Genomic DNA, 13513 nt, shown 5'->3' on the forward strand with positions numbered 1-13513 from the left:
GACGACATGACCCCGGATCAAGCCTACTTCAACCTTCCGCCGCTCCGCGTGGCGGCCTAATCTCGGCAGAGGCTCCACTTATCGACGCGGAAAGTCTGTTCAGACAAGCGGGACCAGCTCTTTTCTCTCGCCGTTGGTTTTGGCCTAATGGCACTTGTTTTCTACAGTAGCCGAAAAGGATATGACGAAGCTCCGGTACTAGTTGTTCCGGAGAATGATCCCAAAGAACACGGCTCCCTTCGAACAAACGGGATTAGCCAGAGTTCTGGATCTCGATCCAGACGCCATATCTAGTCTTGACGACGGTTTGAACGACATGCGCGTGTGGTAATCGAAAGGACGTCACAGCGCGGCCCCATCTTGGGCGTGCGGGGCTCGGAACGTCCGCCCACGACCCGCACATTCGAGCGGACAATGAGTTCGCCCTTGGGAGACTGGGTTCAGCCTCGCACTGCCCACAATAGCGGGGGCAACGCAGTTCCGCGCTCTCGTAGATCGCTATCGATGCTCCGGGCTTTGGTCTTGATGATCCTAAGAGCTTGTGGTGACGAATGGCTCAAGAAGATGTGCACGCGAGGGTCCGGGGTCGAATCCGTGGGCGAAATATTGCGTTTCGTTGGCTACCAATCCGTCGCGAAATTCCATGATGCTCACCGCGTAGGATGGTATGCCGTCATAGGTAAGCACGAATTCAGTGACCCAGAGAACGCCGCCGCCGATTATTCGCCGGATTGTAAAACGCTTCTTATTTGGCTGGACGGTTCGGCTCTCCTGAATATTGTGCTGGCCGCGGATCCGCTCGCCCGATTGCGGATAAACAAGCACGGCATCGTCACGGTAGATTTCGTGTTCGACCTTGAAATCGCTGGCGTCCGAAGCCTCCCAATGACGCTCCAGCGCGATACGTACAGTTCGATCATCCATCTCATCCTCCGACCTTCGCTTCGCGCTACAATCCCTGGTACCTCGCACGTAGGGCGCTGTTATCGATCGCGCCAGTCGTCGCCTCATGATGTCCGCTCATACCTTGATATGATCGCACTCCGCTGAGGGTTGTATGGCCGAACACGCCAGTGGCTTGCAGGATCGAACAGCGCCATGGCTCTTAACAGCGAGGTGTACGCATATGCGCGACCGGTACCGCGACGATTCCCCTTCGGCATTCAGTCTCGCTCGCCGCGAGCTGCTGGTGGGTGGGCTGCTAGTCGTCGGGATTGCCGCGCTCCCAGCGGTGCCCGCCCTTGCGGCGCCGACCTCGTCGCCTGATCAAGCTGCGGCGCGGTTCATGGAAATTTCGTCACTGCTGGTTCCGCACCGTCTCAACGCGGAGGTCGGGAAGCGCATGGCGGCCGCGATGGGCGCGCTGAATCTGTCGCTGTCACAGCAAATCGACGGGCTCCTTGCGATCGCACGAGAGAGGAACGCGCGAGTCGTTGAGGACTTCTTTGCCGATGTTCCGGACGGCCCGCTGAAAGATGCCGCGCTTTCGATCATTTCGGCTTGGTATCTCGGCGTCGTAACCGACGCTCCCGATGCCGAGGTGTTCGCTTACGAATATGCGCTCATGTATCAGCCGACGAGGGACATCATGACCATTCCGTCCTACGCGATCTCCGGACCGAATGGATGGACGGCTGAGGCGCCCCCACTGAGCAATATGCCTCAATTCTGAACGCGGTGCTCTCGAGAGAGGAATTATCCAGATGGCGAGCGAATACAGTGCAGACATCGTCGTCGTGGGAACCGGGGTTGTCGGTTGTCTGATCGCGCAACAGGCCCAAGACGCCGGCTTGTCCGTGCTGATGCTCGAAGCCGGTCCGCGCGTCGATCGCTGGCGAGTTGTCGAGAATTTCCGGAATCTGCCGCCAAGCCTGAGGCTGTTTCATTGGAATGCGCCGTATCCACCGAAGCCGTGGGCGCCGCATCTCGAAACGCGGACGGCCAAAGAGCACGAGCAATACCTTCAACTGGAAGGACCGAATGCCCGGGCGTATCTCCAGGGTTATGTCCGCTATGCGGGAGGCGCGACCTGGCACTGGGCCGGAATCTGCTGGCGTCTGACGCCCGAGGACATGCGTCTGAAAAGCCTATATGGGGTCGGCCGGGACTGGCCATTCAGCCACGAAATTATCGAGCCCTACTACACGCGCGCGGAATACGCGATCGGCGTGAGCGGTCCATTCGACCCGACGCTGCAATGGCCGCCAAATGGCAGGCGCTCAAAACCCTATCCGATGGGACCAATTCCGTTCGGTCCCGGTGAGCATCGTTTTACCGAGGCCGCCGCGAGAATTGGGATGATCAACCTGCCGGCGCCTCAGGCTCGCAATAGCGGCGTCTCGTATGACGGCCGGCCGGCGTGTTGCGGCAACAACAACTGTTTTCCGGTATGCCCGATCGCCGCCAAGTACGATGCGGCGACGGCTTTGCCAAAGATCGAGGCCAAGGGCGGCAAAATCCTGGCCAATGCGGTCGCTTATCGAATCGAGACAGGCGAGAAGAATTCGGTCGAGGCGGTTCACTATTTCGACCCGGACAAGCGCTCGCACAGGGTCACGGCCAAGATCTTCGTGATTGCCTGCAACGGTATTGAGACGCCAAAGCTGCTTTTGCTGTCAAAGAACGAGCGCAATCCTAACGGTGTCGCGAACAGCTCCGATCAGGTTGGTCGCAACATGATGGATCAGCCGAAGCTCACAGCGGAGCTGGAGCTCAAAGAACCGCTGTGGACAGGCGTCGGTCCGGTTCAGAGCAGTAGCATCCTCAATACCACGCAGGGCGAATTCCGCAGCCGCTACGCCGGAGCGATGTTCCGGATGGAGAACTTCGCCCGCAGCCCCCTCGGTGCGGCGGCCGCGCTGAAAAAAGGTCTGGTTGGCAAGGCTCTGGATAGCGAGATCCGGCGGCTTTCCGCTTGCACTGCAAGGTTGACCGTGGAGCATGAGATACTGCCTTCCGCAAACAACCGTTTGACGCTGTCCAGCAAGAAAGATTGGCTCGGCATCAACAAGCCGAATATTCATTACGACGTCGGCGATTACGTGCGCCAAAGCGCCAAAGAATACACCGTGCCGCGGCTGCAGCAATTGGCTGCCGAACTCGGCGCTACCAAGTTCCAACTGTCGCCCGAGTTTCTCAACAGCGACCACATAATGGGCGGCTGCATCATGGGGGCGGAAGCGGCGACAGCGGTGGTGGATGCCGACTGCCGGGCGCACGATCACGCCAACCTGTTCCTGCCTGGCGGCGGCGCGATGCCCAGCGCAACGGCTTCGAACAGCACGCTGACCATGACGGCGCTGGCGCTGAAGGCGGCTGACGCGATCACCAATCAACTCAAGCATGGCTGATCATGGGCAACTGCAGTCGACACCTCGGCGCGCTGCTCATCTGTTTTGCCACAATCGCGGCGACCGGCATTTGTCAGGCGGCTGATTCGCCGGGGCAAACGGCTGCTGCGATCAGGCGCGGGGAATATCTGGCGGTTGCCGCTGACTGCGGCGCCTGCCACACGGTACCACGAGGCAAGCCTTTCGCTGGCGGGCTGGCCATCTCGACGCCGCTCGGAACCATTTATTCGACCAATATCACACCGTCGGTCGATTTCGGGATTGGCCACTACACCGAGGAAGACTTTTCGCGGGCGCTCCGTCGCGGAGTTCGACGCGATGGCGCCAACCTCTATCCTGCGATGCCATACACGTCCTATGCCAAGTTCACGGACGACGATGCGCATGCGCTTTACCTGTACTTCGCACTGGCGGTGAAGCCCGTCGAACAGCGCTCGCCGCCGACCCAGTTGCCGCTTCCGATGAACGTCCGCGCGTCGATGATAGGCTGGAACCTACTGTTCCTGAGCACGGCAACCTTCGTGCCGCATCCGCATCAATCGGCGGAATGGAATCGGGGCGCCTATCTCGCGCAGGCCGCCGCGCATTGCAGCACCTGTCACACGCCACGCGGCTTTCTGATGCAGGAGGACGCGAGCCGCGCTTTGTCGGGCGCACAAGTCGGCGCCTGGTACGCGCCGAACATCACGTCGGACCCGATAAGCGGCATTGGAAGCTGGACCAAGGAAGATCTGGTGGTGTATCTGCGCACGGGACATCTATCCGGAAAAGCGCAGGCGGCCGGAAGTATGGCGGAAGCAGTCGAAAACAGCTTTCAGCACCTTGCGGCCACGGACCTCGATGCGATCGCGACGTATGTAAAGAGCATTCCGGCCGTCTCGGACCCTGCGGTCGACACTTCCCGCTTCGCGGCTGGAAAGATGTCCTCTGAGCTTGGACGGTTGCGCGGACGCACCGCCATCAGGTCCGATAGCGAATCCGCTGCCGGCGGCGCGGAGCTGTTTCGAGGCAATTGCACCTCCTGCCATTCGGCTGAAGGCCAAGGCAGCAAGGATGGCTACTATCCGAGCCTGTTCTGGAACTCGGCCACTGGCGCGAAGAACGCGACTAACCTGGTTGCGACGATTCTCTACGGCGTGAATCGGACGACGTCGGGAAGACAGGCCTTCATGCCCGGCTTCGGCGGGCGCACGACCGACGCCAATGCACTCAGCGATCTCAACATTGCGGCGCTAGGCAATTATGTGCTCGCCCAGTATGGGGCAGGCGATAACATCATCACTGAACAACAGGTCGCCGAGGCGCGCCGCGGCGGTCCTTCCTCTCCGCTGCTGGCACTCGCGCGTTTCGGCATGATAGCCGCAGCCACCCTCGCGTTTCTGGGCATTACTCTTCTGATCTTCCTCAGACGAAGACGTGTCGCCTGATATGTCGCGCGCAACCCGCCGTGTGCATGTTGCTCGGCGCTTGGGATTGTCATGCAAGCGGCTGACGCTTGCCAATCCGGTTCAGCAGCGGCGGCGTTCATACGTTGATATGACCGGCGTCCGCCGAGGGTTCTATAGCCGCGCACGTCCAGCGGCTTGCAGAATGCGTCGACCCTTCAGCGGAGGAAAAACGACAATGTACGAGCCATCCTCATCGCGTAGCGGGCAACGGTTGCTCGACGCTTCACGGAATCTCATCCGCAGATTATGGTCACCGCCTTCCGGGCAATCTCACTCAGTTCGGCACGGCGAGCGCCGGCACGGGCGCGGATCGCGATGGTGTGCATTGTGGCTGATGCGAGGACCGCAAGTGCCGTGGGATCCGCATCGTGCTTCAGCTCACCTCCCTCAAGCGCCGTGCGGAAGCGGGCTTCAAAATCGGCGTCGATGGTCCGCAGTCCCGCCGCTACAATGTTCCGGATCGCGGCGTCGTCGACGGCTTCGGTTAGCGCGGTCCCGATCACAAAGCAGCCCCGCGCGCTGCCCTTTCCTGAAAAATAGATCGACAGCGCTGCCTCAAAGGCACGCATCAGGCTTTCGCCCAAGGGACGGTCCTCTGCGAGAGCTTCGCGCGTGGCGGCCAGGCTGATCTCCCAATAGCGGGCGAGCGCCTCCAGATACAGCGCGTGCTTGTTGCCGAAGGCGGCATAGAGGCTCGGCGGGCTCATGCCGGTTGCGGCGGCGATGTTGTCGAGGGAAGTGCCGGAGTAGCCGGTCTTCCAGAATGTCTCAGTTGCCCGCTTGAGTGCGGCCTGTGTGTCATAGGCCCGCGGCCGTCCGCGGCGGGGAGATACGGTGTCGCTGCTTTTTCGTGCCATACCGCAAATATTCCGGTCGAGCCTCTTCGCCTCATATTTAGATGGATCGTTACAAAATTCAATAGACCGGCACTCTTGATTGCCGCGTCGTCGTACCGTATTTATAGTGATCGTTACAAAATGAAATAGAGGTGAGCGCTTCCATGCAGCTCGGTTTTGCGCCAGTCGCCGGCGGGATAGGCGACGGCAAGGAATTCCACCAGGTCGGGGACTTCGCTGTTGGCTCTGCCGCAACGGGAGAGCTTGCGGCGGAGACGCAGCTTGATCGGGTTCTCGAGGGCGCCGCACCCGTCCGCGTGACGGAGTTGCGCAGAAGGAGCCTCAGGGAACGGCTGCGCCGGCCATTGATGCTGGTGGTGCCGATCCTGGTGGCCGCCATCAGCGCCGCCGTGTACCTTGCTGCCGAGCCTTATGTCTCCACCGACAACGCCTTCGTTCGCGCGGCAAAGGTGACCATCAACGCCCGGGTTGCCGGCCAGGCGGTGGAAATCGCCGTCGAGGATAATCAGCGGGTCCGGCAGGGACAGGTCCTGTTCCGGATCGATCCGGAGCCCTACCAGATTGCGGTCGATCAAGCCGACGGGCATCTCGGCAGCGCGCGCCTGCAAATCGAGGCGCTAAAGGCCACCTATCGCCAACAACAGGCCGAACTGCAGTCGGCCAGGGATTCGGCGGCTTTTGACGAGCGCGAGTATGACCGAAAGAAAGCGCTGGTCGCTTCCGATTTCACCCCGCGCGCGGTCTACGAGCGCGCCGAGACCAATCTCAAGGTCGCCCGTCAGCATATCTCGTCGACCGAACAGCAGATCGCCAGCACCGTCATTGCATTGAACGGCGATCCGGACATCGATATCGACCGCCATCCGACGGTTCGCGCCGCCAGGGCGCAGCTGGACCGCGCCCGGCTCGATCTGTCCTATGCGACGGTGAGGGCACCCGACGACGGCATCGTGACGAAGGTTGACGATTTGCAGGTCGGCGGCTTCGTTAATGCCGGGGCGCCCGTGTTCTCGCTGCTGTCGAGCCGGCGCGTCTGGATCGAGGCGAATTTCCGCGAAACCGGTCTCGCTCACATGCGTGCAGGCCAGGAGGCGACGATCGACGTCGATGCCTATCCGGATCGTACATTCAGGGCTCATATCGTCAGCATGAGTCCGGGCACTGGCTCCGATTTCGCGGTGCTGCCGCCCGAGAATGCGACCGGCAATTGGGTCAAGGTCGTGCAGCGTCTGCCGGTGCGCCTCGAGCTTGATGAGGTTGATCCGAACCGGCCGTTATTCTCCGGCATCAGCGTGACCGCGCGGGTCGACACCGGCCACCGCCGCACCTGGCGCCATCCGCTCCAATTCGTGCTCGCGACGGAGGCGGCCAAATGAGCGCGTCCCTCGCAGCGAGCACTGCAACCCGGAACCATCGAGCCATCACAGTGGCGGCCCTGATGGCGACCTACATGGAGGCGGTGAACATCTCGCTGCCGAACGCGGCGCTGCCGCATATCCAGGGCACGCTGTCGATGGGCAACGACGAGGTCGGCTGGGTGTTTACCGCCTATATGACGGCGGGCGCCGCAGTGATGCCGATGGCGCGCTGGCTCGCGGGGCGCTTCGGCCGCAAAACGGTTTATCAGGTGGCTCTTGCCGTCTTCGTGGTCGGGCTGATCCTCAACACGCTCGCGACGACCTCACTCCAGTTCGTGTTCGCCCGGATCGTCCAGGGAGCCGCGAGTGGCGTGTTCGCGCCTTTGTCGCTGGCTACCCTGCTGGATGTGCTGCCGCAGCCGCGTCATGCCCGGATCACGTTGGTGTGGTCGGTGTGCATCGTGCTTGGCATCAGCAGCGGGGCGAGCATCGGCGGCTGGCTCAGCGAATATCACGGCTGGCGTTCGATCTTCTATTTCAGCCTGCCGATGGCTGCATTCATCTCCCTGACAGTGGCACTGTTCCTTCCCGAGAAAAGAGCGGAGCAGAACGCGCGCTTCGATCTCCTCGGCCTTGCGACCTTATCGGTTGGCATGATTGGCCTCCAGACGGTGCTTGACCGCGGCGAACGCCTGGAATGGTTTGCCTCGGCGGAAATCTGGACCGAAGCGGCTCTCTCGGCGCTGGGATTCTATCTCTTCACCGTGCACATCATGACGACGGACGGGCATTTTCTCAACAAGTCGCTGTTCAGGGATCGTAATTTCATTCTTTCGACGATCATGTTCTTTGCCGTCGGCTTCGTCCTGCTGCCGACCCTGGCGTTGACCTCGCCGATGCTGGAGGAATTGCTCGAATATCCGGTTGATACCACCGGCTACATGACCCTTGCACGAGGTGTCACGCTGGTGGGGACGGTGGCGCTGATGGGCTTCGCTCCGGCACGAATTGACAGTCGGGTGTTCATAGCCGGCGGCATGGCGGCGGTGATCTATGCCAATTCGCTTATGCTCGGCTATTCACCGGCGATGGATCAGCGACTGGTGGTCGCAGCGACTCTGCTTCAGGGTACCGGTCTTGGCATGTTGCTTCCGTCGCTCGGTAAGGTGGCGTTCAGCGCGCTCGATCCAAAATTACGGCCCGAAGGCACCGCCCTGTTGAGCCTGTCGCGCGTCTATGGAAGCACGATCGGCATCGCCGTCGTCCAGATCTTCTTCTACAACAACACCCAGGCCATGCATTTGGCGCTGGCAAAGAACCTCACGCCGTACCGCGCCGCAGCCCATGTCGCGGGTTCAATCGCCAAGCCAAGCCTTGCCGCGCTCAACGGGATGATCACCCAGCAGGCGGCCGTCGTCGCCGTCATCGACCAGTTCAAAATCCTGATGTTGGCCATGCTGATCGTGAGCCCACTCGTGCTTTTTCTCCACAAGCCCGGCCAGCCAATTAGCGTCAAATGAAGGAGTATTTCCATGACGGCACCTGACACGCTTCGCGACACACGTATTCGCCTCAACCATGGATCTGTTTTGATGCCTGCCGCGGGATTTGGCACCCTGATCCCTGATCCGCTCGTGACCAGGCAGGCTACGAAGGCTGCATTGGAAACGGGATTTCGACATTTCGATTGCGCGGAACGCTATCGCAATGAAGAAGCGGTTGGCGAGGCGATGCAGGAAGTGCTCAAGGCCGGGACTGTTCGGCGCGAGGACGTGTTCGTCACCACCAAGCTCTGGAACACCAATCATCGTCCGGAACGGGTCAAGCCTGCCTTCGACGGCAGTCGCCGACGACTGGGGGTAGACCATATCGATTGCTACATCATCCACACCCCCTTTGCCTTCAAACCGGGCGACGAGCAGGATCCAAGGGACGAACAGGGGCGGGTCATCTACGATTCAGGCGTTACGTTACTGGAGACATGGCGGGCGCTGGAGCGCCTCGTTGACGACGGGCACGCAAGGTCGATCGGCTTGTCGGACATAACCTTGGAGAAGCTGCGGGAGATCGTTTCGGCGGCGCGGATCAAGCCATCGGTCGTGCAGGTGGAATCCCATCCCTATCTGCCGGAATGGGAGCTGGTCGACTTCTGCCGGGAGCATGGAATTGTGCTGCAGGCGTTTGCTGCAGTCGGACACGCCATGGAACCGAACGTGCTGGCCGACCCGGTGATAACAGCCATCGCACAGCGTGTGCACAAGACGCCGGCGCAAGTGGTGCTGGCCTGGGCTGTCCAGCGCGGTACCGCTTTCCTGACCACCTCGACCAAAGCTGTGCGCATCCGGGAGAACTTTGACATTTCGACCCTGCCTGAGGACGCCATGCGGGAAATTCGGGACCGCATCACCACCAACGTCAGGTTCAACTCGGTGGTGGAGACCGGCGTGCCCGGATTTATCCCCCGGGCCGCGGCGAGCTGAATTGCGTGGCGCGCAGCCGCGAGGGTAAAAATGACAACTTCCACGTTCCGTTCGCAGGCGAGAGAGGTGGGGCAGACACAGCGTCTGCTCCTAACCTTGCTCGCCGAGAGTTCGTGCAAAGCTCTTGCCGTATGGATAGAAGCGTTCCTTACGGCGCTGCTGCCACGCAGCTTTAAGCTCGGGCGTGGTGATGTCCCAGTCCGGCCTGCATTTTTGGCTGACAGCACGCAGGTCTTGTCTGAGCTCTTCGATCGTGGGCCGCCCGAAGAACCAGTAGCCATTGTAAATCCTGTGAATGACAAGGCCGGGCTCCAGCACGATCACGTGCGGGATCATGGGATTGTGTTCGGGGTCGGTGTATTCGGCGATGTCGAGATCCTTCTGAACGACGCGCCGCGGATCGGAGAGAAAGGGCCAGTGCGCGCCGATGCCGCTGCGGTTTTCGTTGGTCTGGGTGATGTTGTCGGTGCTGATCGTGACCAGCCGGCAATAGCCGACCTCCATCTCACGATGAAGTTGCAGCAAACCTTCAGCCTGACGGCGGTCCTTCGGGCAGAAGGCGCCGCGGCTGAGGACGAGCACCATCGGGTCCTTTCCCTGTAGTTCGGAGAGCTTTCGATGTTTTGCTGTGTGATCGCTGAGTTCGTAGTCGGGGAAAACAGCTCCGGGCACCATGTCGGGTCGCATCTGAAGTCCTCCATCATTTGGTAAGCGTGAGCGTGCAGGCCGCACGCCGTTACAAATCGATCACGACGTCGGCCTCGGGCTGCGCGCAGCAGATCAGCACAATGCCATCCGCCGGGGCGTCGACCGGGTCAGGGCGGTAGCCGATTTTTCCTGCCACAAGGCCGCTCTCGCAGGTGTGGCAGACCCCGGTTCGACACGCATACCGCACGGGAACGTCGCAGGCCTCGGCCAGCTCGAGCAGATTGGGGAACGATGGCCCCCAGCGGACATTGAGACCGCTACGGGCAAACGAAACCATTGGTCCCGAGCCGGGAGCGCCTGCCGGCAAATGCGGCGGCCGACGCGGCTGAGCCGCAATACCTGGGGTAATGGAGGGACCGGCACCGAATATCTCGGTGTGGATGCGATCTGCCGTGATGCCCAATTCTTTGAGCCCGGCAGTCAGATCGCTCATGAAGCTCGACGGTCCGCAGATATAGAAATCGCCATTGCGCGGCAGGTTGAGTTCACCGATGACTCGCGCGTTCAGATGCCCAGGCGTGTCGAAATCAACGTTGACCCGATCCTGCGGATCCGGCGAGCTGTAGCAGATATGTGTGTGGTGGTGGGCAAGTGATTTGAGAAGTCCACGCATCTCCTCGGCAAACGGATGTTCGCGGCCGTTACGGGTTCCGTATAGCCACCAGATTTCCCGCGTCGATGCTTGGGCCGCCAGCGCATGAAGCATCGCGAGCAGCGGCGTCACGCCGATGCCGGCACTCAACAGTACCACAGGCGTGTCCCCCGGCCGTAATGTGAAATCGCCGCGTGCAGCACTTGCCTGTACGATGTCGCCAACTTGCAGCCCGTCGTCGATATAGGCGCTCGCCGCGCCGTGGTGTTCCCGCTTGACGCTCACGCGATAGGTCCTGGCACCTGGCGCTCCCGACAACGAATAGCTGCGCATCAGCGCAGGCGCTGATGGCGGGTCAAGCCGCAGTACGACAAACTGCCCGGCGAGGGTCGCCGCGACAGGTTCTCCGTCCGTGGGCTCGAGCAGCAGCGACGTCACGCTCCCGCTCTCTTGCACTTTGCGCGAGATGCGAAGCGGACGGAATCCCCGCCACGCCGGCGGCGGGCCGGACACCGCACCGAGTCCGGCATTGCCCGTTGTCGCGGCGACCTCGCGCTGCTGCGTGAGCAACGCCTCGAGGGAACGACGCCAGCCAACGCTCAGCACCGGGATGCGCAGCGCGCGCTCCAGCTGGTCGCGGGGATGGCCGGGCTTGTAAAGCAGCGCATCGATCTCGGAAACGCTCATGCGCTCGGGCCCGGAGGCGACCTGCGTGATCTCCTCGCCGGCCTCCACTTCGCCTTCCTCCAGCACACGGAAATAGAATCCAGGTCTGCCGTGCTTGACCACCAGCGCGGCCATTTCAGGCTCGTTCATGCGGATGCCCAGCCGGTAACAGGTCACGCGCGGCTGCGTCACCTCGAACAGGGCGCCGCCGATCCGGTAGCGGTCGCCGATACACACCTCGGCGTCCGACAGGCCATCGACGGTGAAATTCTCTCCGAACTGTCCATAAACGAAGTCGTTTCGTCTCAGATGGCTCTCCCAGTACCGATACGAATCCATCTGATAGACGAATACCGCCCGGCGTTCGCCGCCATGGCCATTCAGGTCTCCCTGTCCGTCGCCGTCGATGTTGAGTCGGCGCACCATGCGGGGACCCTCAACCGGCGCCTTCCAGATTCCGGTATGCACGGTCTTGCCTTGCCAGGCGATGTCGCGCGGCAGGCCTACATTGACCGAAAGCAAGCGTCCCATCACGTTTCCTAACAACGTGCAAACCTTGGCTGCGTCCTTATGAGCCACCCATCGTGCTTCATTTCGTCTCGAGTGGTGTGTTTTTCCATTCGACCTTCGGAAGAAGACGGTCATATCAATGTATGAGTGGCCAGTTACGGATTCTGTGTTCACGTCTCATTGAATTTTGACCGACAGCAGGGAAACAGCCATGATGACCTCCTCTCAAGCCCGGTTGCTCGACATGAAGCTCGAGATCGTCGTTGTCCCGGTTTCGAACGTCGATCGCGCCAAGCAGTTCTACGGCGATCTGGGTTGACGGCTCCACGCCGATTTCCCGCTGCCGACGGTTATCGCGTTATACAGTTCACGCCGCCGGGATCGGGCGCGTCGGTCATCTTCGGTGCGAATATCACCGCGGCGGCACCCGGTTCCGCGAAGGGACTATATTTGATCGTCTCCGACATCGAGGCGGCGTGCAAGGATCTGCGCAGCCGCGGGGTGAAGGTCAGCGGACCGTTTCACGGCGGTGGTGACGTGCACAACGGAGCCGACGAGCCGCATTTGTTCGGCAGTGTCCGCCTCGACGGCCCGGATCCGGAACGCCGCAGCTATTTCTCGCTGGCCTCGTTCAGCGATCCCGACGGCAATGGCTGGTTGCTTCAGGAAATCACCACGCGGCTTCCCGGCCGTGTCGAGGCTGACACGACTTTCACCTCGGCAGCCGACCTCGCGGCGACGCTGCGGCGCGCTGCGGTCGCGCATGGCGAGCATGAGAAACGAACGGGCGGGTATGACGAAAACTGGGCGGACTGGTACGCCGACTACATCGTCCGGGAGCAGGCCGGCGAGCCATTGCCAACTTGAACCCACGGCGGGGTCTTCCATCATCTGGTATGGTCGTGTGAGTTTAGCTGCTGAGGGGGACTGTATTGAGCAGTCAAATCCTGGTTTTTTACGGTTCCTACCGTTCCGACCGGATGGGGATCCGCCTCGCCGAATTCCTGGTTGAGCGGTTGCGGCGCCGGGGCGACGCCGTCGAGCTGATCGACGCCAAAGCGGTCAACCTGCCGATGCTCGACAGAATGTACAAGGGATATCCGCCGGGAAAAGCTCCCGAGCAGCTTCAGCTTCTGGCCGGCAAGATTCGCGATGCCGATGGCTTCGTGTTCGTCACCGGCGAATATAATTGGGGTATGCAGCCTGGACTGAAAAACCTGACGGATCATTTTCTGGAGGAATGGTTCTGGCGCCCCGCCGCGATCGCGAGCTATTCGGCGGGACGTTTTTCGGGGCAAGGGCCGCAACCGCCTGGCACGGCACACTTTCCGAGATGGGAATGGTGGTGGTTTCAAGCACGATTGGCGTCGGCCCCATTGCACAGACCCTTGACGCTAATGGCGCGCCAACCGGTGGCGGCGGCGAGGCGCTCGAAAGGGCGTTTCCTCACTTTGCCGACGATCTGATGTGGTGGATCGAAGCGGCAAAGATGCAGCGACAACGCAAGGCTCCGCCGTATTGACCGCTGTCATCGCGAACAGCGT

10 protein-coding genes and 2 pseudogenes are annotated in these 13513 nt (G+C 61.2%); 8 read left to right on the plus strand and 4 right to left on the minus strand.

All coding sequences use genetic code 11. The features are described 5' to 3' along the window. Positions 1–531: 531 nt before the first annotated feature. The gene (locus IVA82_RS43685) at positions 532–924 is read right to left on the minus strand and encodes a nuclear transport factor 2 family protein (protein ID WP_247384298.1); all 393 of its coding nucleotides are present in this window, start codon (positions 922–924) and stop codon (positions 532–534) included. Positions 925–1126: 202 nt separating this feature from the next. Between IVA82_RS43685 and IVA82_RS43690 the strand changes: the two genes are divergently transcribed. From IVA82_RS43690 to IVA82_RS43700, 3 genes are read left to right on the plus strand one after another with little or no spacing between them, the layout of a single operon-like run. Then, positions 1127–1672 (plus strand): sorbitol dehydrogenase family protein, encoded by a 546-nt coding sequence (locus tag IVA82_RS43690; protein ID WP_247384299.1) that lies wholly within the window; start codon positions 1127–1129, stop codon positions 1670–1672. A gap of 31 nt (positions 1673–1703) precedes the next feature. Next, positions 1704–3350, plus strand: coding sequence for a GMC family oxidoreductase (locus IVA82_RS43695; protein ID WP_247384300.1), 1647 nt, complete (start codon positions 1704–1706; stop codon positions 3348–3350). Positions 3351–3352: 2 nt separating this feature from the next. Beyond that, a complete protein-coding gene (locus tag IVA82_RS43700; protein WP_247384301.1) occupies positions 3353–4777 on the plus strand; it encodes a c-type cytochrome in 1425 nt (474 codons plus the stop codon). 254 nt (positions 4778–5031) lie between these two features. Here the strand turns inward: IVA82_RS43700 and IVA82_RS43705 are convergent, their stop codons facing one another. After that, positions 5032–5655 (minus strand): TetR/AcrR family transcriptional regulator, encoded by a 624-nt coding sequence (locus tag IVA82_RS43705; protein ID WP_247384303.1) that lies wholly within the window; start codon positions 5653–5655, stop codon positions 5032–5034. Between the two features lie 131 nt (positions 5656–5786). Here IVA82_RS43705 and IVA82_RS43710 point away from each other — a divergent pair, with 131 nt between their 5' ends. Genes IVA82_RS43710 through IVA82_RS43720 form a run of 3 tightly spaced genes read left to right on the plus strand, consistent with a single transcriptional unit; the run spans position 5787 to position 9493 of the window. Continuing rightward, the gene (locus IVA82_RS43710) at positions 5787–7031 is read left to right on the plus strand and encodes an HlyD family secretion protein (RefSeq protein WP_247384305.1); all 1245 of its coding nucleotides are present in this window, start codon (positions 5787–5789) and stop codon (positions 7029–7031) included. After that, complete coding sequence (locus IVA82_RS43715; RefSeq protein WP_247493910.1) at positions 7028–8533, plus strand: MFS transporter; 1506 nt, start codon at positions 7028–7030, stop codon at positions 8531–8533. The genes IVA82_RS43710 and IVA82_RS43715 overlap by 4 nt, the downstream gene beginning before the upstream one ends. Positions 8534–8545: 12 nt before the next feature. Continuing rightward, positions 8546–9493, plus strand: coding sequence for an aldo/keto reductase (locus IVA82_RS43720; RefSeq protein ID WP_247384309.1), 948 nt, complete (start codon positions 8546–8548; stop codon positions 9491–9493). Positions 9494–9583: 90 nt separating this feature from the next. On the opposite strand, the gene IVA82_RS43725 is transcribed toward IVA82_RS43720, so the two are convergent. Together IVA82_RS43725 and IVA82_RS43730 are read right to left on the minus strand one after the other, a co-directional pair. Continuing rightward, complete coding sequence (locus tag IVA82_RS43725; protein ID WP_247384310.1) at positions 9584–10180, minus strand: redoxin domain-containing protein; 597 nt, start codon at positions 10178–10180, stop codon at positions 9584–9586. Between the two features lie 49 nt (positions 10181–10229). Beyond that, the gene (locus IVA82_RS43730) at positions 10230–11990 is read right to left on the minus strand and encodes an MOSC and FAD-binding oxidoreductase domain-containing protein (protein WP_247384312.1); all 1761 of its coding nucleotides are present in this window, start codon (positions 11988–11990) and stop codon (positions 10230–10232) included. Positions 11991–12183: 193 nt separating this feature from the next. Between IVA82_RS43730 and IVA82_RS43735 the strand changes: the two are divergent. Both IVA82_RS43735 and IVA82_RS43740 read left to right on the plus strand, forming a co-directional pair. Next, a pseudogene (locus IVA82_RS43735) lies at positions 12184–12836 on the plus strand (VOC family protein). A gap of 65 nt (positions 12837–12901) precedes the next feature. After that, positions 12902–13491 (plus strand): annotated as a pseudogene (locus IVA82_RS43740) (NADPH-dependent FMN reductase). The last annotated feature ends 22 nt before the right edge of the window (positions 13492–13513 follow it).

It is taken from the genome of Bradyrhizobium sp. 142, assembly GCF_023074015.1.
Taxonomy (GTDB): Bacteria; Pseudomonadota; Alphaproteobacteria; order Rhizobiales; family Xanthobacteraceae; genus Bradyrhizobium.

Excerpts from the sequence above, each read along its gene's own strand:
- IVA82_RS43700 (WP_247384301.1), top strand. The coding sequence starts at position 3,353 with ATGGGCAACTGCAGTCGACACCTCGGCGCGCTGCTCATCTGTTTTGCC.
- IVA82_RS43730 (WP_247384312.1), bottom strand. The coding sequence starts at position 11,990 with ATGGGACGCTTGCTTTCGGTCAATGTAGGCCTGCCGCGCGACATCGCC.
- IVA82_RS43720 (WP_247384309.1), top strand. The coding sequence starts at position 8,546 with ATGACGGCACCTGACACGCTTCGCGACACACGTATTCGCCTCAACCAT.
- IVA82_RS43695 (WP_247384300.1), top strand. The coding sequence starts at position 1,704 with ATGGCGAGCGAATACAGTGCAGACATCGTCGTCGTGGGAACCGGGGTT.
- IVA82_RS43705 (WP_247384303.1), bottom strand. The coding sequence starts at position 5,655 with ATGGCACGAAAAAGCAGCGACACCGTATCTCCCCGCCGCGGACGGCCG.
- IVA82_RS43715 (WP_247493910.1), top strand. The coding sequence starts at position 7,028 with ATGAGCGCGTCCCTCGCAGCGAGCACTGCAACCCGGAACCATCGAGCC.
- IVA82_RS43725 (WP_247384310.1), bottom strand. The coding sequence starts at position 10,180 with ATGCGACCCGACATGGTGCCCGGAGCTGTTTTCCCCGACTACGAACTC.
- IVA82_RS43690 (WP_247384299.1), top strand. The coding sequence starts at position 1,127 with ATGCGCGACCGGTACCGCGACGATTCCCCTTCGGCATTCAGTCTCGCT.
- IVA82_RS43685 (WP_247384298.1), bottom strand. The coding sequence starts at position 924 with ATGGATGATCGAACTGTACGTATCGCGCTGGAGCGTCATTGGGAGGCT.